The 26180-nt window shown below is 73.2% G+C and carries 21 protein-coding genes, 1 tRNA gene and 1 pseudogene; 5 read left to right on the top strand and 18 right to left on the bottom strand.

Annotated elements, in window-relative coordinates:
* The 6 genes from ASE15_RS00075 to ASE15_RS00100 all read right to left on the bottom strand — a co-directional run bounded on the left by ASE15_RS00075 (window position 1) and on the right by ASE15_RS00100 (window position 5187).
* A complete protein-coding gene (locus ASE15_RS00075) occupies window positions 1-591 on the bottom strand; it encodes a 50S ribosomal protein L25/general stress protein Ctc (RefSeq protein WP_056645624.1) in 591 nt (196 codons plus the stop codon).
* A 285-nt stretch (window positions 592-876) separates the two neighbouring features.
* Entirely contained in the window at window positions 877-1572 is a 696-nt protein-coding gene (locus ASE15_RS00080; protein ID WP_056760398.1) for a GPP34 family phosphoprotein, read from the bottom strand.
* Window positions 1573-1628: 56 nt separating this feature from the next.
* Window positions 1629-2282 (bottom strand): SIMPL domain-containing protein, encoded by a 654-nt coding sequence (locus ASE15_RS00085; protein ID WP_235534031.1) that lies wholly within the window; start codon window positions 2280-2282, stop codon window positions 1629-1631.
* A 135-nt stretch (window positions 2283-2417) separates the two neighbouring features.
* Window positions 2418-3401 carry a ribose-phosphate diphosphokinase gene (locus ASE15_RS00090; RefSeq protein ID WP_056645611.1) on the bottom strand — a complete coding sequence of 328 codons (984 nt, stop codon included), beginning with the start codon at window positions 3399-3401 and terminating at the stop codon, window positions 2418-2420.
* Window positions 3398-5011, bottom strand: coding sequence for a bifunctional UDP-N-acetylglucosamine diphosphorylase/glucosamine-1-phosphate N-acetyltransferase GlmU (gene glmU / locus ASE15_RS00095; protein WP_235534033.1), 1614 nt, complete (start codon window positions 5009-5011; stop codon window positions 3398-3400). The genes ASE15_RS00090 and glmU overlap by 4 nt, the downstream gene beginning before the upstream one ends.
* Before the next feature lie 104 nt (window positions 5012-5115).
* Window positions 5116-5187 (bottom strand) — tRNA-Gln (locus tag ASE15_RS00100).
* A gap of 257 nt (window positions 5188-5444) precedes the next feature.
* Here ASE15_RS00100 and ASE15_RS00105 point away from each other — a divergent pair.
* The 4 genes from ASE15_RS00105 (at window position 5445) to ASE15_RS00120 (ending at window position 8930) form a co-directional block, all read left to right on the top strand.
* Window positions 5445-6056, top strand: a complete 612-nt coding sequence (locus tag ASE15_RS00105) for a TetR/AcrR family transcriptional regulator (RefSeq protein ID WP_056645605.1) — start codon at window positions 5445-5447, stop codon at window positions 6054-6056.
* A 104-nt stretch (window positions 6057-6160) separates the two neighbouring features.
* Entirely contained in the window at window positions 6161-7132 is a 972-nt protein-coding gene (locus tag ASE15_RS00110; protein WP_056760402.1) for an ABC transporter ATP-binding protein, read from the top strand.
* Window positions 7129-8358 (top strand): ABC transporter permease, encoded by a 1230-nt coding sequence (locus ASE15_RS00115; RefSeq protein WP_056760405.1) that lies wholly within the window; start codon window positions 7129-7131, stop codon window positions 8356-8358. The genes ASE15_RS00110 and ASE15_RS00115 overlap by 4 nt, the downstream gene beginning before the upstream one ends.
* Before the next feature lie 71 nt (window positions 8359-8429).
* Entirely contained in the window at window positions 8430-8930 is a 501-nt protein-coding gene (locus tag ASE15_RS00120; RefSeq protein ID WP_056645596.1) for a MarR family winged helix-turn-helix transcriptional regulator, read from the top strand.
* A 22-nt stretch (window positions 8931-8952) separates the two neighbouring features.
* Here the strand turns inward: ASE15_RS00120 and ASE15_RS00125 are convergent, their stop codons facing one another.
* The 10 genes and pseudogenes from ASE15_RS00125 to ASE15_RS00165 all read right to left on the bottom strand — a co-directional run bounded on the left by ASE15_RS00125 (window position 8953) and on the right by ASE15_RS00165 (window position 21846).
* A complete protein-coding gene (locus tag ASE15_RS00125; protein ID WP_056760407.1) occupies window positions 8953-10845 on the bottom strand; it encodes an ABC-F family ATP-binding cassette domain-containing protein in 1893 nt (630 codons plus the stop codon).
* 170 nt (window positions 10846-11015) lie between these two features.
* Window positions 11016-11954, bottom strand: coding sequence for a 4-(cytidine 5'-diphospho)-2-C-methyl-D-erythritol kinase (locus ASE15_RS00130; RefSeq protein WP_056645590.1), 939 nt, complete (start codon window positions 11952-11954; stop codon window positions 11016-11018).
* Window positions 11951-12871, bottom strand: coding sequence for a 16S rRNA (adenine(1518)-N(6)/adenine(1519)-N(6))-dimethyltransferase RsmA (rsmA, locus tag ASE15_RS00135; RefSeq protein WP_056645587.1), 921 nt, complete (start codon window positions 12869-12871; stop codon window positions 11951-11953). The genes ASE15_RS00130 and rsmA overlap by 4 nt, the downstream gene beginning before the upstream one ends.
* 84 nt (window positions 12872-12955) lie before the next feature.
* A complete protein-coding gene (locus ASE15_RS21660) occupies window positions 12956-14092 on the bottom strand; it encodes a ubiquitin-like domain-containing protein (RefSeq protein WP_157277122.1) in 1137 nt (378 codons plus the stop codon).
* A gap of 96 nt (window positions 14093-14188) precedes the next feature.
* Window positions 14189-14724, bottom strand: a pseudogene (locus tag ASE15_RS21765) (ubiquitin-like domain-containing protein); the annotation flags it as partial.
* Window positions 14725-14995: 271 nt separating this feature from the next.
* Window positions 14996-16063: a resuscitation-promoting factor gene (locus ASE15_RS00145; protein ID WP_255354231.1), complete on the bottom strand. Its 1068-nt coding sequence runs from the start codon at window positions 16061-16063 to the stop codon at window positions 14996-14998.
* 544 nt (window positions 16064-16607) lie between these two features.
* Window positions 16608-17768 (bottom strand): ubiquitin-like domain-containing protein, encoded by a 1161-nt coding sequence (locus ASE15_RS00150; protein ID WP_082608536.1) that lies wholly within the window; start codon window positions 17766-17768, stop codon window positions 16608-16610.
* A 185-nt stretch (window positions 17769-17953) separates the two neighbouring features.
* Entirely contained in the window at window positions 17954-18883 is a 930-nt protein-coding gene (locus tag ASE15_RS00155) for a TatD family hydrolase (protein ID WP_056760413.1), read from the bottom strand.
* Between the two features lie 2 nt (window positions 18884-18885).
* Window positions 18886-20532, bottom strand: coding sequence for a methionine--tRNA ligase (metG, locus tag ASE15_RS00160; RefSeq protein WP_157257353.1), 1647 nt, complete (start codon window positions 20530-20532; stop codon window positions 18886-18888).
* Window positions 20533-20613: 81 nt separating this feature from the next.
* Window positions 20614-21846 carry a sorbosone dehydrogenase family protein gene (locus tag ASE15_RS00165; protein WP_056761323.1) on the bottom strand — a complete coding sequence of 411 codons (1233 nt, stop codon included), beginning with the start codon at window positions 21844-21846 and terminating at the stop codon, window positions 20614-20616.
* A gap of 196 nt (window positions 21847-22042) precedes the next feature.
* Between ASE15_RS00165 and ASE15_RS00170 the strand changes: the two genes are divergently transcribed.
* Entirely contained in the window at window positions 22043-22906 is an 864-nt protein-coding gene (locus ASE15_RS00170) for a helix-turn-helix domain-containing protein (protein WP_056760415.1), read from the top strand.
* Between the two features lie 21 nt (window positions 22907-22927).
* Here ASE15_RS00170 and ASE15_RS00175 read toward each other — a convergent pair whose 3' ends face one another.
* Both ASE15_RS00175 and ASE15_RS00180 read right to left on the bottom strand, forming a co-directional pair.
* A complete protein-coding gene (locus ASE15_RS00175) occupies window positions 22928-23851 on the bottom strand; it encodes a hypothetical protein (RefSeq protein WP_056760417.1) in 924 nt (307 codons plus the stop codon).
* Window positions 23848-25989 (bottom strand): alpha-galactosidase, encoded by a 2142-nt coding sequence (locus tag ASE15_RS00180; RefSeq protein ID WP_056760419.1) that lies wholly within the window; start codon window positions 25987-25989, stop codon window positions 23848-23850. Before ASE15_RS00180 ends, ASE15_RS00175 begins: the two co-directional genes overlap by 4 nt.
* Between the last annotated feature and the right edge of the window lie 191 nt (window positions 25990-26180).

The raw sequence follows: 26180 nt of genomic DNA on the forward strand, positions 1-26180 counted from the left end.
TCAGACGAGCGGAGCGGCCTCTGCCTCGGCGGCGACCTCGGCGGCCGTGGCCTCGACGCGCGGCTCGGTGATGAGCACGACGTCGGCGGTCGGCTCCGTCACGAGGACGCTGCCCTCGGGCAGTGCGATGTCGCCCGCGAAGACGACGGTGCCGGCGGTGAGGCCGGTGATGTCGACCGAGATGACCTCGGGCAGGTTGGTCGCCAGGGCCTGGATCGAGAGCGTGAGCTGCTCGACGATGTGGATGGTGCCAGGAGCGGCCTCACCGATGACGTGGACGGGAACGTCGACGTCGACCTTCTCGCCCTTCTTCACGATGAGGAGGTCGATGTGCTCGACGACGTCCTTGACCGGGTCACGCTGGACGTCCTTGGCCAGGGCCAGGACCTCGGTGCCGTCGAAGGCGATCGTGAAGAGCGCGTTCGAGTGCTTGAGGGCGAGCGTGGTCTGGTGCGCGGGGAGCGCGACGTGGACCGGGTCCGTGCCGTGCCCGTACAGGACGGCGGGGATCTGGTTGTTGCGGCGGGTACGGCGGGCGGCACCCTTGCCGAACTCGGTGCGGGCCTCTGCGACAAGCTTGATATCGGACACGTGAGCTCCTGAAGAACGTTTGCGGGCCGACTACCAGTGGGAAGCAGTCGGCTGTCCGGCCGGCTGGTTGGTCACCGGAGGACGGGCGGCTGCGTCGGCGCGGGACACATGACGGGCGCACGAGGACGACCGCCCAGTCGATTACGGGGATCCTTCAGATCCTGCTGACCTTCCGGTGACTCACCGGCCGTCAGACGTCCCTCGCCGAGGCAACCGAACTACTGTACCTGGGCGCACGACGTCAAGGGAAACCCGCTCGTGTCGCGACACGAGCCGGATCGCCGGTCAGGCCGTCGCCCCCGCGATGACCACGGTCGTCGTGATCGCCGCGGTCGTGGCCGCGGTGATCTCCTCGACGTACTTCCGGGTCGCCCCGGCCGCCCAGCTCCCCTCCGCGAGCACCGTGGCCCGCTGGTCCACGGCCCGACGCTCGGAGGCGGTGAGCGGTGCACCGGCCGCCATGACGCGCCCCGCCTGGCGGGTCGCGGCGAGGATCGCGACGAGCGCCCCGGTCCGCTCGTCGGGCACTCCGCCGTCGAGCAGGACGCGTGCGAGCGTGCCCCGCAGCTCGCCCTCGTGACGCGAGTCCGCCGCGGGCCAGCGCGTCGTCGGGAAGATGCCGAGGATCCGCCCGTCCTCGCGGCGCAGCAGGCCGCGCGCGACCAGGTCGTCGAGCGCGGCGTCCGCCGGCTTGGTCCGCGAGAGCGCCTCGACGAGGCTCTTGGGCTTGGACCCCTCCCTCGACTTCACCACGGTGAGCGCGTCGTCGAGCATCAGGCGCCCGGTGGGCGCCTGGTCACGGACCACGACGCGCCCCGAGCGCCAGCCCGAGGCGTCACCCGCGAGGTCGACCCGGCCCAGGAGCGCGAGCTCGACGAGGAGCGCCCCGCCGGCGATCTGCTGGAGGTACGAGCTGTCACCGACGGGCTTGCCCGTGACGTCGTCCAGCACGAGCAGGAGGTAGTCCTCGATGATGAGCATGCAGACAACGTAGCGGCCCCGTGGCCCTCTACCCCCTGAGAAATGTCACGAGCCGCTCAGTCCGCCCACGCCCAGCGCACGGTCACGCTCGCGTCGACCTGCTCGCGCCCGGGGTCCACGGCCAGCGCGTCGTGGACGACCGCGGCCTTGGCCGACATCATGCGGGGCGCCGGTGCGGACCCGCCGCCCTGCTCGCTGACCTCCACGACCGCGCCCAGCCGCCGACCCGCGAGGGCTGCGTACTGCTCGGCCTTGGTCCGGGCGTCGGCGAACGCCTCCTCGCGGGCTGCGACCGCGAGGGGTCCGGGGGCGCTCACCGCGAAGCGCATCGAGTCGAGCCGGGCGACGGGCCCGGCTGCGCCCAGCGCGGCCCGCACGAGCTCTCCCGACGCCGCGACGTCGCGCACCGTGACCCGCAGCGTGAGGCGGGCCGTGACGCTGAGGCTCGTGGCGCCGTCGGGCTGCTGGGACTGCTGCGTCCACGTGGACGTCTGCGCGGTGCGCAGGTCCTCGTCCGCGACCCCGCCTGCGAGGAGCGCCTCGCGCGCGGCGCGGACCCCCTCGTTGGCGGAGTCGAGCGCGACCTGGACGTCGTCGCCGCTCGCCTCGGCGCCGAGCTCGACCACGACGACGTCGGGCACCGCGGTGGCCGCACCCTGCCCCGTGGTGGTCACGCCGGCGGACAGGTCCTGGGTCTGCGTCTGGGTCACAGCAGGCATCCTGCCAGCCCGACGACGGAGCCGCCCGTCCGCCTCGTCGCACCCGCCGCTCGCCTCAGCCCGGGAACGACGACGGCCCGGTCCCTCGAACGAGTCGAGGGGCCGGGCCGCCGGACGGAGCCGGGCTCAGCTGTTGCCGTCGAACAGCGACGTGACCGAGCCGTCGTCGAAGACCTCGCGGATCGCGCGGGCGAGGAGCGGTGCGATCGAGAGCACCGTGAGCTGCGGGAAGTGCTTGTCCGCGGCGATCGGCAGCGTGTCGGTCACGACGACCTCGCTCGCACCGCACTCGGACAGGCGCTGGGCCGCCGGGTCGGACAGCACGCCGTGGGTCGCCGCGACGATGACCGACTTGGCACCGGCCGCGAGGCACACCTTGACGGCTTCCGCGATGGTGCCGCCCGTGTCGATCAGGTCGTCGACCAGGACGCAGTCGCGGCCCTCGACGTCACCCACGACGCGGTTGGCCACGGACTGGTTGGGACGCGTGATGTCGCGCGTCTTGTGGACGAACGCGAGCGGGCCCCCACCGAGCTTCGCGGCCCACTGCTCGGCCACGCGGATACGGCCCGCGTCGGGCGAGACGACCGTGACGTTCGTCGTGTCGACGCGCGTGCGGACGTAGTCCGTGAGGATCGGCATGGCCCACAGGTGGTCCACCGGGCCGTCGAAGAAGCCCTGGGTCTGCGCGGCGTGCAGGTCGACGCTCATGAGGCGGTCGGCACCGGCGGTCCGGAAGAGGTCCGCCATGAGGCGGGCCGAGATGGGCTCGCGCCCACGGTGCTTCTTGTCCTGGCGCCCGTAGCCGTAGAAGGGCTGGACGACCGTGATGGTCTTGGCCGAGGCGCGCTTGGCCGCGTCGACCATGAGCAGCTGCTCCATGATCCACTGGTTGATCGGCGCGGTGTGGCTCTGCAGGAGGAAGATGTCCGCGCCGCGGACGCTCTCCCCGAAGCGCACGTAGATCTCGCCGTTGGCGAAGTCGTACGCGGTCGTGGGGAGCAGGTCGATGCCCAGCTCCCGCGCGACGTCCTTGGCGAGCTCGGGGTGCGCGCGCCCGGAGGCGAGGACGAGGGACTTGTCCCCGGTGCCGGCGATCGTGCTGCTCATCGTGGGGAAGACCCTTCGTTCGTGCTGCTGGTCGTGGTGCTGGATCCGTCGGGGACGGTGGGGACGCCCGGGCTGGCAGGCACGGGGGTCGGGCGGGGGGCCGGAGGCGTCGCGGAGGCCTCGGCGAGCTGCGCCTGGGCCTGGGCACCCAGCGGCGGGGGCGTCTCGTCGTCGGTCTCGTGCGCACGGGCCGCGGCCTCTGCCGCGGCCGTGCCGGGACGACGGCGGGCGACCCAGCCGTCGACGTTGCGCTGCGGTGCGCCGCTCACGCCGAGCGCGCCGGCCGGCACGTCGCGGCGGATCACGGAGCCGGCGGCCGTGTAGGCCCCGTCGCCCACCGTGACCGGGGCGACGAACATGTTGTCCGCGCCGGTCCGGGCGTGCGAGCCGATGACCGTGCGGTGCTTGGAGACGCCGTCGTAGTTGACCGTGATGCTCGCGGCGCCGATGTTGGTGTGCTCGCCGATCGTCGCGTCGCCCACGTAGGACAGGTGCGGCACCTTGGAACCGGTCCCGATCGTCGAGTTCTTGGTCTCGACGAACGTGCCGATCTTGCCCTTCTCGCCCAGGACCGTGCCGGGGCGCAGGTAGGCGAAGGGTCCGACGCTCGCGCCGTCGCCGATGACCGAGAGGCTGCCGTGCGTGCGGACCACGGTGGCCCCCGCGCCGATCTCCATGTCGGTGAGCGTCGTGTCGGGGCCGATCGTCGAGCCCGCGCCGATCGTGGTCGCGCCGTGGAGCTGGGTACCCGGCAGCAGCGTCACGTCGTGGCCCAGGTCCACGTCGACGTCGACCCAGGTCGTGGCCGGGTCGATCACGGTCACGCCCCCGAGCATCCAGCGCGTGAGGATGCGGCGGTTGAGCTCGGCGCGCAGCGTCGCGAGCTGGGCGCGGTCGTTGGCGCCCTCGACGAGCAGCGGGTCGGCCACGCGCAGCGCGCCGACACGTCCGCCACCCTCGCGGGCGATCTGCAGGACGTCGGTCAGGTAGACCTCGCCCTGCGAGTTGTCCTGCGTGACCTGGCGCAGCGCACCGCGCAGGATCCCGGCGTCGAACACGTACACCGACGAGTTGATCTCGCGGATGGCGCGCTGCTCGGGGGTCGCGTCCTTGTGCTCGACGATGCTCAGGACACCGCCCTGCTCGTCGCGCACGATCCGGCCGTAGCCCGTGGCGTCGTCGACCTCGGTCGTCAGGACCGTGACCGCGTTGCCGCCCGAGTGGTGCACGGCCAGCAGCTCGGAGAGCGTCGCGGCGTCCAGGAGCGGGATGTCGCCCGCGAGGACCACGACCGACCCCTCGAGCCCCTCGACCGGGCCGCGGCCCTCGTGCCCGATCGGGACACCGTGGACGGCTGCCTCGGCCTGCGCACGCACGTCGAGCGCCTCGACCGCGCACTGGACGGCTCGCCCGGTCCCGGGTACCTCGTCCTGGTCGACCACGAGGGCCGTCGGGACGACCTCGAGCGCGGCGGCGGCCACGAGGTCACGCTCGTGGCGGACCACGACGGCGATCCGCTGCGGCGACAGGTCGCGCGCTGCGACCATCGCGTGGCCGAGCATGCTGCGCCCGGCGAGCGGGTGGAGCACCTTGGGGGTTGCGGACTTCATCCGCGTCCCCGCACCAGCGGCGAGGACGATGACTGCGGCTGGCACTGGCGGTGCGTCGGGCACAGCGTCGGTCACTGGGGCTCCCATCGGGTTGGTTGCACGAGCTCCGCCCCCAGGACTCGAACCTGGACTAAAGGCACCAAAAACCCTTGTGCTGCCGATTACACCAAGGCGGAACGGACCAGACACACGCGCACACCCGCGGGGCGACCCCCGACCGCGCGCGCCATCGCTCGTCCGGAGAACAGTCTGCCAGGTCCCGCGCCGTGCTCCACGCCCGAACGGGTCCTGGACGTGGGGAGAACGTGTGAGGAGCACATCACTCGCGCGTGCTGCGCCCCGTCCCAGCACAGCGCGCGCCCCGACCCCGCGAGCACCGGCACGGCATGATGGACCCGTGGCTGCAGACTCCAGACGACCTCCCAGATCCCGCATGACGGCGAGCCAGCGCCGCGAACAGCTGCTGCAGGTGAGCCGCGTCCTGTTCGCCGAGAAGGGCTTCGAGGGCACGAGCGTCGAGGAGATCGCTGCGCGCGCCGAGGTGTCCAAGCCCGTGGTCTACGAGCACTTCGGGGGCAAGGAGGGCATCTACGCGGTCATCGTCGACCGCGAGATCCAGGGCCTGACCTCGGCGCTCACGGGCGCGCTCTCGTCGGGTGGGCACCCCAAGGTCCTGCTCGAGCGCACGGCCCTGGCCCTGCTGACGTACATCGAGACGTCCGAGGACGGGTTCCGCATCCTCGTGCGCGACTCGCCCGTCGCCCAGGCGACGGGGACGTTCTCGAGCCTCATCGGCGACGTCGCGACGCAGGTCGAGCACCTGCTCGCGGACCAGTTCAAGCGACGTGGCCTGGACCCCCGGGTCTCCCCCATCTACGCGCAGATGCTCGTGGGCATGGTAGCCCTGACGGGCCAGTACTGGCTCGACGTCCGCAGCCCCAAGAAGACCGACGTCGCAGCGCACCTCGTGAACCTCGCGTGGAACGGCCTGTCCGGCATGGAGAAGAACCCCGCGCTCACGAGCAAGCCGCGCCCCGAGGCCTGAGAGCCTGGCGCACGCCCCGGACCTCGCGCCCCGGCCGGGGCACAGCCACGAACTCATGACATTCCGCCCGTGACGGCTCGCGCCGTCCGTGGTTTCGTAGGTCCATGGCGACTCTCGAGATCGACAGGTTGAACAAGACGTACGGGACCGTGCGTGCGCTGCGCGACATGTCCTTCACGGTGGGGGCCGGGGAGATCTTCGGTTTCGTCGGGTCGAACGGGGCGGGCAAGACGACGACCATGCGCATCGCGCTCGGGGTGCTCGCGCCCGACTCGGGCGAGGTCCGGTGGGACGGCCGACCGCTCGACCTGGCCATGCGTCGTCGGATCGGCTACATGCCCGAGGAACGCGGGCTCTACCCCAAGATGAAGGTCGGCGACCAGCTCGTCTACCTGGCCCGGCTGCACGGGCTGGGCACCGTCGCGGCCCGCACCGCGATGGAGCACTGGACGCAGGTGCTCGGGATCGACGCCCGGCGCGGTGACGAGGTCCAGAAGCTCTCGCTCGGCAACCAGCAGCGCGTCCAGCTCGCGGCCGCCCTCGTCCACGACCCCGACATCCTGGTGCTCGACGAGCCCTTCTCCGGTCTGGACCCCGTCGCGGTCGACGTCATGAGCGGCGTCCTGCGCGACCGCGCCGCCGCGGGCGTCCCCGTCGTCTTCTCGTCGCACCAGCTCGACCTGGTCGAGCGGCTGTGCGACCGCGTGGGGATCGTCAAGGCGGGCGAGATGGTCGAGGTCGGCGGGATCGAGGAGCTCCGCGCGACGCAGCGCCCGCAGTGGGTCGTCGACGCCCCGGCCGCCCCGCCCGGCTGGGCGTCCGAGCTCCCGGGCGTCCGTGTCCTGCGGTACGACGGCGCCAGGACCTTCCTCGAGGTCGACTCGCCGCAGGACGGGGCCGAGCAGGCGGTGCTGCGCGCGGCCCTGGCCACGGGGCCCGTGCGCGAGTTCACGCCGCAGCGCCCGTCGCTGACCGAGCTGTTCCGCCACGTCGTGAGCAGCGACGAGGCCCCCGCGCCGGACAGCACGACCGGCTCCCGCACGACCCCCTCGACCCGACAGGAGGCCTCGGCATGAGCGCCGTGCGACAGCCGACGACGACCCGCCACTCGCCCGTGAGCACGTGGGGCGCGGTCTCGCTCGTGGCCGGCCGGGAGATCTCGACACGTATCCGGTCCAAGGCGTTCGTCTGGACCACGGTCGCCCTGCTCGTGGGCGTCGTGCTCGGCGGGTTCCTGCTGAGCGTCGTGGGCGGCCAGGAGCCCGCGGCCCAGAAGGTCGGCGTCACGTCGGGCGCCGGGGCCCTGGGCCCCCAGCTCGAGGCCGCGGGAGGCGCGGTCGGCACCGAGATCCAGGTCAGCGAGGTCTCGGAGACCGACGGCCGGGAGCAGGTCGCCGACGGCAGCCTCGACGCGCTCGTGACCGGCACGCCCGGTTCCTTCACGGTCGTGGTCAAGGAGGAGCTGGGCACGACCCTGACCCCCGTCTTCACGGGGCTGGCCCAGCAGGCCGCGCTGTCCGGCGCCATCACCGACCTGGGCGGCGACCCGTCCGCGGTCGCGCAGGAGATCGCGTCCGCGGCCCCCACGGTCGAGTCGCTCGAACCCGCCGAGGAGCGCGACCCCGCCCAGATCGTCACGGGCATGGTCGGCGGCATCCTCATCTTCATCGCGCTCATGACGTGCGGCCAGCTCGTGGCGCAGGGCGTCGTGGAGGAGAAGACCAGCCGCGTGGTCGAGCTGCTGCTCGCGACGATCCGCCCGTGGCAGCTCATGGCGGGCAAGGTCCTGGGCATCGGAGCGATCGGGCTCCTCCAGCTCGTCGTGGTCGTCGGGGGCGGCGTCGGGACGGCGTTCGCGCTCGGGCTCGTCGACGCGAGCAGCGTGAACCTGGGCGCGACCGCGGCCTGGGTGCTCGTGTGGTTCGTGATCGGGTTCGTCATGTACTCGCTCGCGCTGGCGGCGCTCGCGGCGCTGGTCTCGCGCCAGGAGGACGTGGGCTCGGTCATCACCCCGGTCCTGATGCTCATGATGATCCCGTACATCATCGGGATCTCGATCGGCCCGTGGGACCCCGAGAACCCGCTGGTCGTGTGGCTCTCGTACATCCCGTTCTGCTCGCCGCTGCTCATGCCCATCCGCATCGCGCTGGGCACTGTCGAGACGTGGGAGATCCTGCTCGCGGTCGGCCTGTCGCTGGCCCTCGTGCCGGTCCTGGTGTGGCTCGCGGGCAAGATCTACTCGAACGCGGTGCTCCGTACCGGGGGCCGGATCAAGCTCAAGGACGCCCTGCGCGCGAGCTGACGGGTCCCCGTCCGGGGCGGGAGCTCCCGTCAAGACTCTTGATGTCGAGGAATGTCGAGTAGCCTCACGTCATGCAGCACCCGCACCCGGACGAGGTCGACCGCATCGTCGACGCCTGGCAGCGCGAGCGTCCGGACCTGGACGTCGAGCCGCTCACCGTGTTCTCCCGCGTCAGCCGGCTGGCCCGGCACCTGGACCTCGCGCGCCGCAGCGCGTTCGCGCGCGGGCACCTGGAGACCTGGGAGTTCGACGTGCTGTCCGCGCTGCGCCGGGCGGGCGAGCCGTACCGCCTGTCCCCCGGCGCGCTCATCACGCAGACGCTCGTCACGAGCGGCACCATGACCAACCGGATCGACCGCCTCGAGGCCCGCGGCCTGGTGCAGCGTCACCGCTCCCCCGACGACCGGCGCGGCGTGCTCGTCGAGCTCACGCCCGAGGGCCTCGAGCGTGTCGACGCCGCCATGTCCGACCTGCTGGCGGTCGAGCGCGAGGTCCTCGCGGCGCTCGAGCCGGCAGACCGGCTCGGCCTGGCGAACCTGCTGCGCACGGTCGTGGGCCAGTTCGAGGCGTGACCGCCTCCCGCTGAGCGCGAGGTCAGTCGAGCAGCTCGGCCGCTTCCATCCACTCGGTCTCGAGCGTCTCCTTCTCGTCCGCGAGCTCCCGGAGCTGCTTGTCGAGGTCGAGAATCGCCGCGTGGTCGGTCGCCTGGGCCGCCATCTTGTCGTGCAGGCGTGCCTCCAGCTCGGCGATCTTGGACAGGCGTCGCTCGATGCGACCGATCTCCTTCTTCGCGGCGCGCACGTCCGCACCCGAGGGGGCGGGCTGGGCGTCCGTCGCGTCGCCGCTGCTCCCCGTGCCCGACGACGACGCACCGGCCTCGCCGGCCGTCGCGCCCGCGCGCGTGCCTCCCGCCCGAGACGATCCCGCTGCCGCGGCGATCGTGGCCTTGCGCAGCGCGAGGTACTCCTCGACACCACCCGGCAGGTCGCGGATGGTCCCGTCGCCCAGCAGCGCGACCTCGCGGTCGCAGACCCGCTCGAGCAGGTAGCGGTCGTGCGAGACCACGACGAGCGTCCCGGGCCAGCCGTCGAGGAGGTCCTCGATGGCAGCCAGGGTGTCGGTGTCGAGGTCGTTGGTGGGCTCGTCGAGCAGCAGCACGTTGGGCTCGCCGACGAGCAGGCGCAGGAGCTGCAGGCGCCGACGCTCACCTCCGGACAGGTCGCGGACCAGGGTCTGCGAGCGCTCGCGCGTGAACCCGAGCCGCTCGACGAGCTGCGCGGCAGTGAGCTCCTTGCCGTCGACCGCGACCGTGCGCTTCTCCTGCTCGATGACCTCCACGACCCGCAGGCCGCCGATCGCGTCGAGCTCGTCGATGTCCTGCGTGAGCTCGGCGACGTGGATCGTCTTGCCGCGCTTGACCGTGCCCTCGTTCGGCGCGAGGCGTCCGGCGAGCAGGCGCAGGAGCGTCGTCTTGCCCGCACCGTTGACCCCGACCACGCCGTAGCGGTCGCCGGGGCCCAGGCGCCAGGTCACGTCGTCGAACAGGACCTTCTCCGCAGCATCGGGATCCCCGTCGCGAGCCGGCATGCGGACCGTGACGTCCTCGAGGTCCAGCACGTCCTTGCCCAGGCGGCGCGTGGCCATGCGCGTGAGCTCGAGCGTGTCACGCGGGTTCGGCTCGTCGGCGATGAGCGCGGCGGCCGCGTCGAGCCGGAACTTGGGCTTGGACGTGCGCGCGGGGGCGCCGCGGCGCAGCCAGGCCAGCTCCTTGCGGAGCAGGTTGTTGCGCTTCTCGGCCGTCACCGCGGCGGTGCGGGCCCGCTCGGCGCGAGCCAGGACGTAGGCCGCGTACCCGCCCTCGTACCCCTCGACCGCGCCCGACCCGTCGCCCGTGACCTCCCACATGCGCGTGCACACCGCGTCGAGGAACCAGCGGTCGTGCGTCACGACCACGAGCGCCCCCCGGGCACCGGGGCGCGCGTACCGCGCCTGCAGGTGCTCGGCGAGCCACGCGACGCCCTCGACGTCGAGGTGGTTGGTGGGCTCGTCGAGGAACAGCACGTCGTGGTCGGCGACCAGCAGGGCCGCGAGGGCCACGCGGCGACGCTGCCCGCCCGAGAGCGTGTTCGCCGGGGCGTCGAGGTCCAGGTCGCCGAGGAGGCCCGCGTGGACCGCACGGATGCCCGCGTCCCCCGCCCAGGTGTGCTCGGCCGACTCGCCGTGGACCAGGTCGCGGATGCTCGTCCCCGCGGGCGACTCGTCGCGCTGGTCGAGCATGCCGATCCGCAGCCCGCCCACCCGGGTGACGCGTCCGGCGTCGGGCACGGCGGTCCCCGCGAGGAGACGCAGCAGCGTCGACTTCCCGGCCCCGTTGGGGCCGACGACGCCCACGCGGTCGCCGTCGTCGAGGCCCAGGCTCACGCCGTCGAGCAGGGTGCGGGTGCCGACGACGAGACGGATGTCGTCGGCGCCGAGGAGGTGTGCCATGAGTTCCTTCGAGAGGGTGGAAGTGCCTTAGCGAGGATACGCGCCGGGCATCGGGGGCCGGGACGCCGGGGAGGCACCGACGCGTACCGGCCACCGCGCCCCGGGACGGGCCGCCGGCCGAGGACTGCCTCCGGTCGCACCGAGCGACCGGCTGCGCCGAGCGCGAGCCGTCAGGAAGCCAGGACGCGCGCGCCCGACGTCGGACCCGTGGCGCAGTGCACCGAGTCGGCGACGCCCGCGGCCGTCCAGGAGGCCGCGATCGCGAGCGCGTGCTGCCTGCTGCGGGCCAGCGCCGCGACCGTGGGGCCCGAGCCCGAGACGATCACGCCGAGCGCTCCCACCTCGTGCGCGACCTCGAGCGTCCGGCCGAGCTCGGGGGCCATGGCGAGCGCCGCGGCCTCGAGGTCGTTGTGCAGCGCGCGGCCCAGCCCCACGGGGTCCCCCGCGCGCAGTGCCTGCATGAGCTCGGTGTCGTCCGACAGCTCGACGTCGGGGGTCCCACCCACGACCTCGTCGAACGTCTGGAACACCTTGGCGGTCGACAGGCCCTCGTCCCGGACCGCGAACGCCCAGTGGAACTCGCCCCGAGCCATCGCGGGGGTCAGCAGGTGCCCCCGCCCGGTCCCGACGGCCGTGTGCCCCACGAGCCCGAACGGCACGTCCGAGCCGAGCCCGGCCGCGAGGTCCGACAGCTCGGCCCGCGACAGCCCCGTCTCCCAGAGCAGGTCGCACGCCACGAGCGCCGCTGCGGCGTCGGCCGAACCGCCGGCCATGCCGCCCGCGACGGGGACCCCCTTGTGGATGTGGAGCCGGACGTCCGCGTCCACGCCCGTGTACCGGGCCAGGGACTCGGCGGCCCGCCACGCCAGGTTGGTCTCGTCGACCGGGACCCGCTCGGCCTGCGCCCCCGAGACCGTCAGGGACAGTCCCGCACCGGGGGTCTCGAGCGTCGCCGTGACCTCCTCGACGAGCGAGACCGCCTGGAAGATCGTCACGAGCGGGTGGTAGCCGTCCTCCTGACGTGCCCCGACGCGCAGCGACAGGTTGACCTTCCCGGGCGCCCGGACCCGGACGGACACCGGAGGCGCGGCGGACAGGTGGGGGCTCACGCGTCCACTGTGCCAGGTCGTTCCGGGTGCTCGCCTGCGGAAGCGGCGGCCTCGGCCTGCACGAGCGGGAGCTGCTCCGCGATGCGCGCGAACTCCTCGACCGTGAGCCGCTCGCCGCGCGCCGTGGGGTCGACGCCCGCGCGCTCGAGAGCCTCGACCGCCGCGGCCGACGAGCCCGCGATCCCCGCGAGGGCCGAGCGGAGCATCTTGCGACGCTGCGCGAAGGCCGCGTCGACGACCGCGAAGACCTCCTCGCGCGTCGCCGTCGTGGTCGGAGGCTCACGGCGGTCGAGCGCCACGAGCGCGGAGTCGACGTTCGGCACGGGCCAGAACACGCTGCGCCCCACGGTCCCGGCACGGTGGGCCGAGGCGTACCAGGCGGCCTTGACCGACGGCACGCCGTACGTGCGGCTCCCGGGCGGGGCGGCGAGCCGGTCCGCGACCTCGGCCTGGACCATGACCAGGACGCGCTCGAGCGAGTCGAAGCGCTCGAGGAAGGTCAGCAGGACGGGGACGGCCACGTTGTAGGGCAGGTTCGCGACGAGCGCCGTGGGCGCCTCACCCGGCAGCTCCGTGACCTCGAGCGCGTCCGCGGCCACGACCGTCAGGCGCTCGGCGGCGTCGGGCTGGTGCACGGCCACGGTCGCGGCGAGCTGCTGCGCCAGGGGTGGGTCGATCTCGACCGCGACGACGCTCGCCCCCACCTCGAGCAGGCCCAGCGTGAGCGAACCGAGGCCCGGACCGACCTCGACCACCCGGTCCCCCGCGCCGATGCCGGCGGTCCGGACGATCTTGCGGACGGTCCCGCCGTCGTGCACGAAGTTCTGCCCGAGGGTCTTGGTGGGCCGCACGCCCAGACGCCCCGCCAGGTCGCGGATCTGTGCCGGACCGAGCAGGGCGTTGGGGGTGTCGTTCATGCGGGGAAGCCTACCGGTTGGACCGGTGCCGGCCGCCGCGAGCGGTGCTCGCGGCTCAGCGCCTTGACGATCGCCAGGGCAGGCTCAGTACCAGTTGCTCGCCTGCGAGTGGCCCCACGCCGCGCACGGTGTGCCGTAGCTGCCTGCGATGTAGTTGAGGCCCCAGGTGATCTGGGTCGCGGGGTTGGTCCGCCAGTCGGCCCCGGCGCTCGCCATCTTGGAGGCGGGCAGGGACTGCGGGATCCCGAACGCGCCCGACGACGGGTTCGTGGCCGAGGAGTTCCAGTTGCTCTCCTTGGTCCAGAGCTTGTCCAGGCACGCGAACTGGTCGCTTCCCCAGCCACGGGCTGCGACGAGCTGTCGCCCGATCTCGCGCGCCGACCCGGCTGCTGCCGGGCCGCTCGGGCGTTCCTTGGTGCCCTGCACCACGATCTTGGCGACCGGCTCGGACGTGACGCCGTCCGAGACGACCTCGCGGGACTCCTCGACGCCGTCGACCGTGGTGACGCGCTCGACGAGCGTGTGCACGCCCTCGACGCCCTCCTGGGCGACCGTCGGCGCCTCGTCCTTGTAGACGTTGCCGTCCTCCTGGACCGTGGTCTCGAACGGGATCGGGGTCGCGGTCGGCAGGTCCGTGACGACCACGCGGTGGACGACGAGGGACACCGCAGGATCTGCCGTGGCGTCGCGGGCGACCGAGACGCGGTCGTGCTCGCCCAGGACGATGCCCTGCTGCTCGAGGATCGCGTCCACACCGATGGACCCGTCAGGGGCCGTCCTGGTCACGCCGTCGGCCACGACGGCGACGGGCCCGTCCGCGTCGAGGCGGACGCCGAGCTCGGCGCGACCGTCGGCCGCCGAGCGCGACGCGACCAGACGCACGTCGCCGCCGCGCGCGGCGAGCGTCTCGAGCGCCTCGTCGGCGTCGAGCGCGGTGAGCCACACGTCGCTCTGGGCACCGTCGGTCTGCACGGTCACCTGACGCCCGTAGCGCACGACGACGTCGGCACCGTTCTTGAGGGGCGCGTCGGCGGCCGGTGCGATCAGGTCGCGGTCGGTCACGCGCACGTCCTGCTCGTCGAGGAGGCCCTCGATCGAGCCCGCGAACGTCGAGACCGTGGTGATGTTGCCGTCGACGTCGAGCTSGACGGTCTTCTTGGCGCTGCCGTAGGCGACTGCTCCGGTCGCGACGAGCGCGATGGCCGTCGCACCGGCGATCAGGGGCCAGCGGCGGCGCTTGGTGGCTGTGGGGGCGGAGGCCTGTGCCTCGACGCCGTCGAGAGGAGAAGGGGTCTGGGGGGTGTTGGCTGCGCTGTNGCGATCAGGTCGCGGTCGGTCACGCGCACGTCCTGCTCGTCGAGGAGGCCCTCGATCGAGCCCGCGAACGTCGAGACCGTGGTGATGTTGCCGTCGACGTCGAGCTCGACGGTCTTCTTGGCGCTGCCGTAGGCGACTGCTCCGGTCGCGACGAGCGCGACGGCCGTCGCGCCCGCGACGAGGGGCCAGCGGCGGCGCTTGGTGGCTGTGGGGGCGGAGGCCTGCGCCTCGACGCCGTGGGAGGAGAGGCTGTCGGGGGACGTCACCTCGGAGGCGGCGGGGCGCGCGCTGCGCGCGCCGGTGATGCTGCGGAAGGGGTTCTTCACTCGGGTCCAGTCGTCGTGCTGTCCGGGCACGGGGGGTCGAGGCGCGCGCTGCGGCGCCACCCTGGTCAGCGCACGGCGCGAGGCGACGGGGCGCTCCAGGGGTTCGACCAGCCGATCCGGCGGTCCAGGGTGTCGGGTCCTGGGTGTGCACCCTGCCGACACGGCGCCCGCGCTCCGATCACACCGAGGTGACTTCTGCACGCGGGACACTCGACCGTAACCGACTCGTTATCGATCACCAAGTCGGTTCCGCCCGCTCGCGACCCACGTCACAGGACGATCCGAGCACACCCGGACAGACCCGGACGTCGCGCCCGACGCGCGTCTCTCGTCCGCGCAGACACCGGGTGGGCAGCCGGCGGGCAGCCAGCGGGCAGCCAGCGGGCACAGGAAAAGGGTGTGGCCCACGGCTCGCACCGTGGGCCACACCCCTCGTTCGTCCGACCTCAGCCCGTGGCCGCGGTCAGGATGCCAGGGCCGCTCAGAGCAGGCCGAGCTTCCGGGCGCACGCGGGCCACTGACCCCAGCCCGAGCGGGCCTGGAGGGCCTGCGCACGCTGCGTCTGCTCCGCGGCCGACGCGTCGGACGGGAGGCCGGAGCCGCCCATCGCACGCCAGGTGGTGGCCGAGAACTGGTAGAGGCCGTAGTAGCCGTTGCCCGTGTTCGTCGCGGGGTTGCCGCCCGACTCGCACTTGGCCAGCGCGGCCCAGACGTCGCCGCCGACCGTGCTCGGTGCCGCTGCGGCAGGTGCGCTCGCCTTGGGGGCAGGGGCAGCGGCAGCGGCCTTCGGGGCAGCCGCAGCCTTCGGGGCAGCCTTGGGCCGCTCCTTGGTGCCCTGCACGACGATCTTGGCGACCGGCTCGGACGTGACGCCGTCCGAGACGACCTCGCGGGACTCCTCGACGCCGTCGACCGTGGTGACGTTCTCGACCTTGGTCGAGGCGCCCTCGACGCCCTCCTGCTTGACGACCGGGGCGAGGTCCGCGAAACGGTTCGCGTCCTGCTCGGTGACCGTCTCGAAAGGGATGGGCGTGACGGTCGGCGTCTCGGTCACGGCGACACGCTGGACGACCAGCGAGACCGCAGGCACGTCCGACGTCTCCTCGGCCGTGCGGGCCACGGAGACGCGGTCGAGCTCGCCCAGGGCCACGCCCTGCTGGTCGAGGATCGCGTTCACGCCGATGCTGCCGTCGGGGGCCGTCCTGGTCTCGCCGTCCGCGACGACGTTGACGGGTCCGTCCGCGTCGAGACGCAGCGAGAGCGCGGCACGGCCGTCGGCTCCTGAGCGCGACGCGACGAGACGCACGTCGCTCCCGCGGTCCGCGAGGGTCTCGAGCGCCTCGTCGGCGTCGAGCGCGGTGAGCCACACGTCGCTCTGGGCACCGTCGGTCTGGACGGTCACCTGACGCCCGTAGCGCACGACGACGTCGGCGCCGTTCTTGAGGGGCGCGTCGGCCCCGGGAGCGATCAGGTCGCGGTCGGTCACGCGCACGTCCTGCTCGTCGAGGAGGCCCTCGATCGAGCCCGCGAACGTCGAGACCGTGGTGATGTTGCCGTCGACTCAGGGGCCAGCGGCGGCGCTTGGTGGCTGTGGGGGCGGAGGCCTGTGCCTCGACGCCGTCGAGAGGAGAAGGGGTCTGGGGGGTGTTGGCTGCGCTGTCGGCGCTGGCCGCGTGAGCGGTCCGGTCAATGGGGTTGGTCACTCGAGTCCAGTCGTCGAGCCTCCCGGGCACGGACTTCGGACGGCGCAGCGCGCCACCGACGGCCCTGGGCTCAAAGGAGCGTCGGGGCGGGCGTCCGAGGACGTCCTACCGCTGGTTCCGAACGACCGATCCGGCTGTCGTCTACCACCGACGGACCACTTCTCGGGCCGACAGCAGGACGCGCACCCTCCGTCCGTCTCGCCCCCGGTGATGAGCGGGTGGCGGCAGGGCGGGCTGCAGTGCGCGACAGTTGACCGTAACCGATCCGTTATCGAGTGCCAACCCCGTCCGGGCCCGACGCCGCCGTCCTGTCCGGTTTTCTCCACCTATGTCGGGGCCCGGAACGACCCAGCGGAGAGAACCCTCACAGGGTCTTCGCACGGCCCGTGCTCAGTACCAGCCCTTGGCCTGCGAGTGGCTCCAGGCGCCGCACGGGGTGCCGTAGCGACCCTCGATGTACCCGAGCCCCCACGTGATCTGGGTGGCCGGGTTGGTCCGCCAGTCGGCTCCGGCGCTGGCCATCTTGGAGCCCGGGAGCGCCTGCGGGATCCCGTAGGCGCCGCTCGACCTGTTCTCCGCGGTCGCGTTCCACCTGCTCTCCTTCATCCAGAGCAGGTCGAGGCACGCGAACTGGTCGTCGCCCCAGCCGCGCTGCGCCGCGAGGGACTTGGCGATCGCCTTGGACGACCCCGGGTCGACCTTGATGGTCGACGGGTCGAGCGAACCGACCACGACGACCTCGGTCCGCGGCTCGCGCGTCACCGTCCGGTCGACCACGGTCCGCGAGACCTCGGTGCCACCGACGGTCTGGATGGCGTAGGTCGTCACGGCCTCGCCGACCTTGCCCGACGTACGGACCTTGCGCTGCCCCTGCGGGAGGTAGGGGTCCTTGACCTCCTCGGTCTCGAACGGGAGGGTCTCCGTGACCGTCGCCGCACCGCTCGCTGCGCGCGTGACGAGCACGAGCATGCCGTCGACCGCGGCGGCGCCGAGCGGGACCGACGCCGCGTCGCCCACCGACAGGGTGATCCCCGCGTGCTCCAGGACCCCCTCGACCGACGCCTCGGAGGTCGTGGCGGTCACGATCGCCCCGTCCACGGCGACGTGGACGGTCTTGAGGGTCGAGACCCGGATCTGCTCGCGACCGAGCGACTGCGAGCGCGACGCCGAGGTCATGGCCCCTTCGGCACGTGGACCGAGGGCCGTGAGCAGCTCACCGACCGTGCGGGCCGTCGTGACGAACGTCTGCGGCTTCCCGTCGAGCTCGAGCGAGATCTCGCGGCTCGTGCGGACGACGATGGTGCCGCCGTCGGTCGCCCGCTCGTCCGCCGCGGGTTCCACGAGGTCGGAGTCCTTGATCGCGACGTCCTGGAAGTCGAGCAGGTCGCCGACGGTCGAGCCGTACGCGCTGACCGTGCGGACCTCGCCGTCGACGTCGAGGACCACGGACTTGTGGGCGAGCGCGAAGACTCCGGTCGTCCCGACCACGGTCGCCAGGATCGCCGCCTGCGCGACCAGGCGCCACCTACCCGTCAGGGAGCTCCTGCGCACCCCGTCGCCACCGACCACGTGACCTTCCGTTCCTGTCTCGACCTGCGTCCGGTGACGCTCCCGGCATCACGGACAAGCAGACCGTAGTGGAAACGTGACCTTCGGGGGAAGCCCGTCCGGCGCGTCGGCCACGACGCACCGCACGGCGGTGGGAACGGGGACTCGTCAGGCCGTCGCCCGAGCCGTCACCAGGGGCCGTAGACCTGCTCGGCGGTCTCGCTCAGCCGCGCGCAGACCTGCTCGATCCCGGTCCCGGTCACCTCGGCCACCTTCCGCACCGTGTGGGGCAGGAGGTAGGGCGCGTTGGGCCGTCCTCGGTAGGGGTGCGGCGTCAGGTAGGGCGCGTCGGTCTCGACCAGCACCTGGCCCAGGGGCACCGCCGCGAGAGCCGCGCGCAGCTCGTCGTTGGCACCGAACGTCACGGGTCCCGCGAACGACAGGTACCAGCCCTGCGCGGCGCACAGCCTCGCCATCTCGGCGTCGCCCGAGAAGCAGTGGAAGACCGTCCGCTCGGGGGCGCCGTCGGCGAGGAGGACCTCGATGACCTCCGCGTGCGCGTCGCGGTCGTGGATCTGGAGCGGGAGCCCGAGCTCCTTGGCAAGCGCGACGTGCGCGCGGAACGACTCCCGCTGGACGGCCGCGCCCTGCGGGCCGGTGCGGAAGAGGTCCATGCCCGTCTCGCCGATCGCCCGGATGCGGTCGTTGCCGCGCGCGATCGCGGCGATCTCCGCGATCGCGTCGTCGAGCCCGACGGCGTGACGCGCCTCGGGGGTCGGGGTCAGCCCGTCGGGGCCCACCTCGGTCACGCCCGCGTGCAGGGTCGCCTCGTTGGGGTGGATCGCGATCGCCCCGAGGAGCGCCCGGTGCTCACGCACCAGGGCGCCCGTCAGCCGGGCCGAGGGCAGGTCGCAGCCGACCTGGACCATGCGGTCCACGCCGACCCGGGCCGCGTCCTCGATGTGCTGCGCGACCGTCGGTACGGGGACCGGTCGCCCCTCCTCGTCGACGTCGGGCAGGACGCCGGCGATCGACTCGAGGTGCGTGTGGTCGTCGACCACGGGCAGCGGCAACGCCTCGGGGGCGGGCGGCCACCCGCGCTCGCGCTTGCGAGCCATGGTCAGGCGCCCTCGACGACCGGGTCCTCGAGCCGCGGGAACAGCGACGCGCCCTTGGTGACCGTGGTCCCCGCGGGCAGCATGCCGAAACGCGCGGCGCCGTCCACCGGCTGGACCGCGAGCGCACCGAGCGGCGCCTCGGCGCCCAGCGACTCCCACAGCGCCTGGGCGGCCTTCGGGGTGATCGGGTGCAGCAGCACCGCGAGCGAGCGCAGGGCCTCGGCGGCCGTGACGAGCACCGTGGCGAGGCGCCCCTCCTGGATCCAGGTGGCATCGGGCGCCGTGCCGTCACGTTCCTCGTCGAGCTTGGCGACCTTCCAGGGCTCCTGCTCGGTGAGGTACAGGTTCGTGGCGTCCACGAGCGTCCACACCGCGTTGATGGCCTCGTGGATCGCGAGCGCGTCGATCGCCTTCTCGGCGGCCTCGACCGCCTGCGCGGCGACCTGCTCGAGCGCCTGCTCGGCCGGCCCGGCGGGGCCCGCCTGCGGGAGCACGCCGCCGTAGTACTTGCCGACCATGGCCGCGACGCGCGAGGCCAGGTTGCCGAACCCGTTCGCGAGCTCGGCGTTGTAGCGCGCCGAGAGGTCCTCCCACGAGAACGACCCGTCCTGGCCGAACGCGATCGCGCGCATGAAGTAGTAGCGGAACGCGTCGGAACCGAAGTGGTCGATGATCTGGCTCGGCGCGATGCCCGTGAGCTTCGACTTGCTCATCTTCTCGCCGCCGACCAGGAGCCAGCCGTGCGCGAACACGGTCTTGGGCAGGGGCAGGCCCGCGGCCATGAGCATCGCGGGCCAGATCACCGCGTGGAAGCGCAGGATGTCCTTGCCGACCAGGTGCACGCTCGCGGGCCATGTGGCCGCGAACTTGGCCTGCTGCTCGGGGTCGTCGCTGTCCAGCCCGACGGCGGTCGCGTAGTTGAGCAGCGCGTCGAACCACACGTAGAGCACGTGCGTGGTGTCCCACGGGATGGGGATGCCCCAGTCGAACGTGTTGCGCGAGATCGAGAGGTCCTGGAGGCCGCCCTTGACGAACGCGAGCACCTCGTTGCGGGCGCTGGCCGGCTGGACGAACTCGGGGTGCGCCTCGTAGAGCGCGAGCAGGCGGTCCTGGTACGCGCTCATCTTGAAGAAGTAGTTCTGCTCGGAGAGCATCTCCACGGGCTTGCTGTGGATGGGGCAGAGCTTCTGGCCCTCGTACTCGCCCGTGCCGTCGATCAGGTCGCCCGGGAGCTTGTACTCCTCGCAGCCCACGCAGTACGGGCCCTCGTACGAGCCCGCGTAGATCTCGCCCTTGGTGTACAAGTCCTGGATGAAGGCCTGTACACGCTCGGTGTGGCGGGGCTGCGTGGTGCGGATGAAGTCGTCGTTGAGCGCGTCGAGCGTGTGCAGCACGGGCTTCCACGAGCTCTCGACCAGGCGGTCCGCCCACTCCTGGGGGGTCACGCCGTTGGCCTCGGCCGTGCGCATGACCTTCTGCCCGTGCTCGTCCGTCCCCGTCAGGAACCAGACCGGCTCCTGGCGCTGGCGGTGCCAGCGGGTGACGACGTCGGCCGCGACCGTCGTGTACGCGTGCCCGATGTGCGGGGCGTCGTTCACGTAGTAGATCGGGGTGGTGAGGTAGAAGGTCTCCGGGGCTGCGTCAGGCATGGTCCTCATGGTAGTTGGCCGGACCCCGCCGGTGCGCCGCCGTCCGAGCAGCCTGCCGAGGGCGACCGACCAGGGCCGCCCTCAGCCCGTCGTCAGGTCGACGCGCAGCAGATGGTCGTCGCCCGGAACGGGACTCCCCCGCCCGTCGGTCTCGTTCGTCAGGACGAGCAGCGACGTCCCGCCCTCGGTGTCGCCGGCGCTCTCGGGAGCCACGACGACCGCACGCAGCCGCCCCCACTCGCCCGTGAGCAGCGCCTGGGGCGCGCCGAACGCGGCGGGCGAGGCTCCGCCGTCGGGCACCGGGCTCGCCTCGCCCTCCCCCACCGCGCCGTCCGCGAACGGGACGCGCCACAGGCGCTCCCCGCGCAGCCCCGCGACGTACACGGCGTCCGCGGCGACCGCGAGGCCGCTGGGGCTCGCGTCCGAGGTGGGCCACGTCGCGACCGGGTCGACGAACGCCGTGCCGTCCGCGGCGGCCGCCTCGCCGAGCGTCCCCTCGCGGTGCGGCCAGCCGTAGTTGCCGCCCGGGACGATCACGTTGAGCTCGTCGAGCGTGCTCTGGCCGAACTCGCTCGCGAACATCCGGCCCGAGGCGTCCCATCCCAGGCCCTGGACGTTGCGGTGCCCCAGGCTCCACACGCGCGAGCCGTCGGGGTTGCCGGGCGCGGCCTCGCCGTCGAGCCCGACCCGCAGGATCTTTCCCGCGAGCGAGCCCGGGTCCTGCGCGGCCCCCGACGTGGTCGCGTCCCCGGTCGCGACGTAGAGGAAGCCGTCGGGGCCGAACGAGACCTGGCCGCCGTTGTGGTTGCTCGCCTTCGGGATACCCTCGAGCATGGTGGTGAGCGCACCCAGGCGAGCCTCGTCCACGTCGAGGCGTCCCCGCAGCACCTCGTTGCCGGCCTCGCCCGTCCGGTAGACCACGACGGTCCCGTCCTCGGCGAACGTCGGCGCGACCGCGACGCCCAGCAGACCCCCCTCGCCACCGTGGTCGGTCCCCGACGCGAGCTCGTCGGCCCCCTCGCCCGTGATCGCCGTGACGCCGGCGGTCCCCGGGTCGAGGAGGCTGACCGTCCCCTCGTCGCGCGATGTGCTCAGGAGACGGCCGTCCGGGAGCGCCGCGAGCCCCCACGGCGAGGGCAGGTCGTCGATCAGGGACGTCGCGTTCGCGCGGACGGTCGGGACGTCCGGGGCGGGCTCGACGACCTGGCCGTCGGCGGCGGGGCTCGGGGTGGGGACGGGCCCGTCGGAGCATGCCCCCGCGAGCAGCACCGCGAGGACGACGAGCGTCCCTGGCAGCGAGCGCGCTGTGCGCATCGGAACCTCCCTGAACCCGAAGATGCTCAGGCTCATCGTCGCAGCGATCGCCCACGGCGTCACGCTGGTCGTCGCGCGCGTCGACCGCTACCAGCAGCCCCCGGGGACACGCCCCTGCCCCCGCCGCACCCGGCAGAGCCGCCGGAGGACGCACCGGCCTGACAAGCCTCCGGCCCGCAGGCCCGATACTCAGGGCATGACGATGCAGGAGGGCTTCCACAACCAGCGCCTGAGCGTCCTTCCCCGGTCGGTCGTGAAGGACGCCCTGGGGCGACGGCTGCTCCGGCACCTGGTCGTGACCCACGCGGGCTACTACCCGCGGGCCGAGACGCACCTCATGGAGCGCCCCGGCGGCGCTCCCGAGACGATCCTGCTCGTGTGCACGGACGGGACGGGGTTCGTCGAGATGCTCGGGCAGCAGCACCGGCTCGGCGCAGGGCACGCGGTCGTGATCCCGAGCGGCGTCCCGCACGTCTACGGCACGGCGCCCGACCGCCCGTGGTCCATCTGGTGGTGCCACCTCCAGGGCTCCGACGTCGGCGAGCTCCTGTCGGCGGGAGAGCTCGACGCCCTGCGCCCGCTCGTGGTGCTGCGCAACGTCGAGCGGGTCGTGGCGCTGCTCGACGAGATCCTCACCAACCTGGAGCGCGACCACGCGCCCGTCCGGCTCCTCGCGACGACCGCTGCCGCGTGGCGGTTGCTCGCCCAGCTCGCGGTCGACCGGCTCGAACCGGCGCCGGGCGACCCGCTGGAACGGGCCATGGACTACGTGAAGGACCGGGTCGACGGCCCCCTGCGCGTCCCCGAGCTGGCCGCGATGGTCGGGGTCTCGCCCTCACGCCTGGGTGCGCTCTTCCGTCGGGCGACCGGCGGTGGCGTCATCGCGTACCAGACCTCGCTGCGGATGGCGCGGGCCCGGCACCTGCTCGACACGACCGCCGCCCCGGTCAAGGCGGTCGCGGACGAGATCGGCTACGACGACCCCTACTACTTCTCGCGCCTGTTCCGGCGGATCCACGACGTGAGCCCGACCGAGTACCGGCGGCGCGTCAAGGGCTGATCCGGGCACCGTCGCGAGCGGTCACCCCGCGGGGGCGCGCGCCTCGTCCTCGATCCCCCAGCGCGCGGTCCAGCTCTCGCCGGCGGCGATCCACCGCAGGCCGTGCCCCGAGCGCAGGGCGTCGGGCGGCGCGGTCATCGGCTCGATCGCGATCGCCGCGCGGCGCCCGGGCATCAGGTCGGTGACGTAGAGCTGGACGTAGCCGAACACCTCGTCCGCCCAGAGCACGGTGCGCCGGCCCGTCGCGTCGGCCAGGACGTGCCGGGCACGCCCGCCCCGCGTCGAGAGCCCCGTCAGGCACGCGTGCGGCACGGCGTCCCGGACGACGACGCCGTCGCGCAGGTCGTGCGGGGTCCCCGCGGTCCCGAAGGCCCCTCGCGGGATGCCGTCGCCGTCGAGGGCGAGAGCCGCGCCCGCGTCGATCGTGACGACCAGGTCCTCGACCGGGGTCTCGCCGCAGCGCAGGTACGGGTGCGCCCCGATCGCGACCGGCGCGCGGCCCGACGGCGCCACGTTCGTCGTCGTGCACCTCACCTCGACCCCGGCCGGGGTCAGCGAGTACGCCACCTCGACGTCGAGGTCGAACGGGTACCCGGGAGCGTGCCGGATCCCCGACGTGAGCGACACGGCGGTCGCGCTCTGCCGAGCGACGTCCCACCGGACGCCGCTCAGCAGACCGTGGAGCGCGTGTCCCGTCGCGGGCTCGCTCACCTCGAGCCGCTCGACCGCTCCGCCGTTGGTCCACGTCGCACCCTCGACCCTGTTGGGCCAGGGGACGAGCGTCGCCCCCGCGGCGAGCGGCGGGCGGGCCGCACCCGCGACCGGCTCCACGAGGTGGTGGCCGCCGACGTCGAGTCCGACGAGGCTCGCACCCCACACCGACACCGCACCGCCGACCGCCCCCCGCGAGAGCCGCAGGGTGCCGTGGTCGAGCAGATCGGTCACTCGGCCACCAGGTGCCACAGGACCCCGCGGTCCGGGTCGAGCGACGGGGCCTCGAGCCCGACCTGGGCCAGCACGACGCCCGGGAGGACGACGCCCTCCTCGGCCGCGGTCCACGGAGGCAGCACCCCCGTACCGGACCGTTCGACGGGGCTGACCTGGCGGACCCGGTAGCGGCGCCCCGGGTCGAGCCCCGGCACGGTGACGCGTCCGGGGGGCCAGGTGATCGGCCGGTCGACCACCGCGAGCTGGAAGATCGCCTCGCGACGGTCGATCGCGACGACGCCCTCCAGGCGCAGCGCGGGGTCCCCGAGGTCCGCGTGGACCACGTCGCCCGAGTGCAGCAGGGCCCGGTGCGCCGTGTGGAACGCCACCCAGGCCCGGACCTCGTCGAGCTCGTCCGGGGAGGCCTCGAGAAGGTTCACCTCGAGCCCCAGGTGCCCCCACAGCGCGACCTGCGCCCGGAAGTCGAGCGGGTGGACACGGTGCGTGGTGTGCGACTCGCGCGCGCCGATGTGCGTCCCCTGGAGCTCCGGCGGCACGAGCAGCCGGGTCCAGCGCTGGATCTCGAGCCGGTCGTGCGGGTCGTTGCAGTCCGAGGCCCAGACCCGGTCGGTGAGCTGGAGCACCCCGAGGTCCACGCGGCCGCCGCCGCTCGCGCAGGACTCGATCTCCAGGTCCGGGTGCCGCTCCTTGAGCTCGGCCATCAGCGCGTAGGCGGCCAGGGTCTGCCCCCGGACCCCCGCCACGCCCGTGGGCGTGTGCCCAGCGTCGAGCAGGTACCGGTTGTGGTCCCACTTCACGTACGCGACGCCCAGGCGGTCCACGACCTCGGACATCGCGTCCCGGACGTGGCGGTAGGCCCCGGGGTGGGTCAGGTCGAGGACGTGCTGGTAGCGCGAGGCCATGCCCGGGCCGTGCCCGGCGTCGAAGAGCCACTCGGGGTGGTTCCGCGCGAGGTCGGAGTCGAGGTTGACCATCTCGGGCTCGAACCAGATCCCGAAGTCCATGCCCAGCTCGCGCACACGCTCGGCGAGCGCGTCGATCCCGTCGGGCCAGACCGTCGAGTCCACCGTCCAGTCGCCGAGCGACGTGGTGTCGTCGCGGCGACCGGTGAACCAGCCGTCGTCGAGGACGAACCGTTCCACGCCGACCGCCGCACCGGCCTCGGCCAGGCGTTCGAGCGTCGCGAGGTCGTGCTGGAAGTAGACGGCCTCCCAGGTGTTGAGCACCACGGGCCGCGGGGAGCGGGGATGCGTCGGACGCGACCGCATCCAGCGGTGCACCCGGTGCGAGAGGTCGTCGAGGCCCTCGCCCCACGAGCCGTAGAGCCACGGTGTCGTGCTCGTCCCTCCCGGTTCGACGACCAGCTCGCCCGGCCACGGGAGCTCACCTCCCGAGAGCCGGCGGCTCCCGGCCGGGGTGCGCTCGGCGGCGAGCGCGTGGTTGCCGCTCCAGCCCAGGTGGACGCCCCACACCCGCCCTGCCCGGTTGGCGAAGCCCTGCTCGCCCGCGAGCATCATGAAGGCGTGCTCGAGCCCCGGCTTGCCGCCCCGGGCCTCGCGCACCCAGGAACCGACGTCGAAGGGACGTCGCTGCGGGACCCGCTCGAGCGCCCAGCGTCCGGCCAGGTCGCACAGCTCGGTCGCGGTCGACGGGACCGGCAGGCCCAGCTCGAGCGCGCGGACCTCGTAGGGCTCGTCGCCCACGTTCCCCACCTCGGCCCGGACGCGGACCAGCCCCGACGCGAGGACCTCGAGCTCGACGCCCAGCGTGAGGGCGTAGGCGACGTCGGACGAGGCGACCCGCAGGCGCTCGGCGTCGTCCGCCCGCTCGACCACGACGTCGTCGACCACGAACACCGGCGCCCAGTGGGCGCCCGCACGGTCGCCCACGACGCCCGGCCTCCCGAGCCACCCCTCGGCGAGCTGCGCCACGACCGGCACCGGCTGGGGGTACGTCACGGCCGAGTCGCCGATCGCGGGCGACGCCGCGGTCTCCATGGTCGCGAGGTCGGCGTCGGTCAGGTCGCCGAGGTCGGGCCCCCAGTGGAGGATGCGCGGCAGCCGTGCGCCGCTCGTCGTCACGACGAGGCTCGTCCCGCCTCCTCGGAGGTGGACGACTGAGGTCTCGACGGTCATCTGCACTTTCCCTTCACACCGCTGGTCGGGGTCATCCTGCCCCCACGCTAGGTGGGGGGCGAGGAGTGCCTGCTGGAGGATTCCGCCGTGCTCATGGACGATTCGACCGGCCTTGCCACCACCGGGTCCAGCAGGCGGCCAGGGCCGTGCAGGGACAGTCGAATCGTCCATCCCCGCGAGCGAAACGGTCA

This window comes from Oerskovia sp. Root22, assembly GCF_001429135.1.
In the GTDB taxonomy this organism is placed as follows: Bacteria; Actinomycetota; Actinomycetes; order Actinomycetales; family Cellulomonadaceae; genus Oerskovia; species Oerskovia enterophila.

Bases quoted from the DNA above. Each gene is read 5' to 3' on its own strand.
- glmU (WP_235534033.1), bottom strand. From the start codon at position 5,011: ATGAAGTCCGCAACCCCCAAGGTGCTCCACCCGCTCGCCGGGCGCAGC.
- ASE15_RS00115 (WP_056760405.1), top strand. From the start codon at position 7,129: ATGAGCGCCGTGCGACAGCCGACGACGACCCGCCACTCGCCCGTGAGC.
- ASE15_RS00105 (WP_056645605.1), top strand. From the start codon at position 5,445: ATGACGGCGAGCCAGCGCCGCGAACAGCTGCTGCAGGTGAGCCGCGTC.
- ASE15_RS00120 (WP_056645596.1), top strand. From the start codon at position 8,430: ATGCAGCACCCGCACCCGGACGAGGTCGACCGCATCGTCGACGCCTGG.
- ASE15_RS00170 (WP_056760415.1), top strand. From the start codon at position 22,043: ATGACGATGCAGGAGGGCTTCCACAACCAGCGCCTGAGCGTCCTTCCC.
- ASE15_RS00155 (WP_056760413.1), bottom strand. From the start codon at position 18,883: ATGGCTCGCAAGCGCGAGCGCGGGTGGCCGCCCGCCCCCGAGGCGTTG.
- rsmA (WP_056645587.1), bottom strand. From the start codon at position 12,871: ATGAACGACACCCCCAACGCCCTGCTCGGTCCGGCACAGATCCGCGAC.
- ASE15_RS00165 (WP_056761323.1), bottom strand. From the start codon at position 21,846: ATGCGCACAGCGCGCTCGCTGCCAGGGACGCTCGTCGTCCTCGCGGTG.
- metG (WP_157257353.1), bottom strand. From the start codon at position 20,532: ATGCCTGACGCAGCCCCGGAGACCTTCTACCTCACCACCCCGATCTAC.
- ASE15_RS00080 (WP_056760398.1), bottom strand. From the start codon at position 1,572: ATGCTCATCATCGAGGACTACCTCCTGCTCGTGCTGGACGACGTCACG.
- ASE15_RS00090 (WP_056645611.1), bottom strand. From the start codon at position 3,401: ATGAGCAGCACGATCGCCGGCACCGGGGACAAGTCCCTCGTCCTCGCC.
- ASE15_RS00125 (WP_056760407.1), bottom strand. From the start codon at position 10,845: ATGGCACACCTCCTCGGCGCCGACGACATCCGTCTCGTCGTCGGCACC.
- ASE15_RS00110 (WP_056760402.1), top strand. From the start codon at position 6,161: ATGGCGACTCTCGAGATCGACAGGTTGAACAAGACGTACGGGACCGTG.
- ASE15_RS00180 (WP_056760419.1), bottom strand. From the start codon at position 25,989: ATGACCGTCGAGACCTCAGTCGTCCACCTCCGAGGAGGCGGGACGAGC.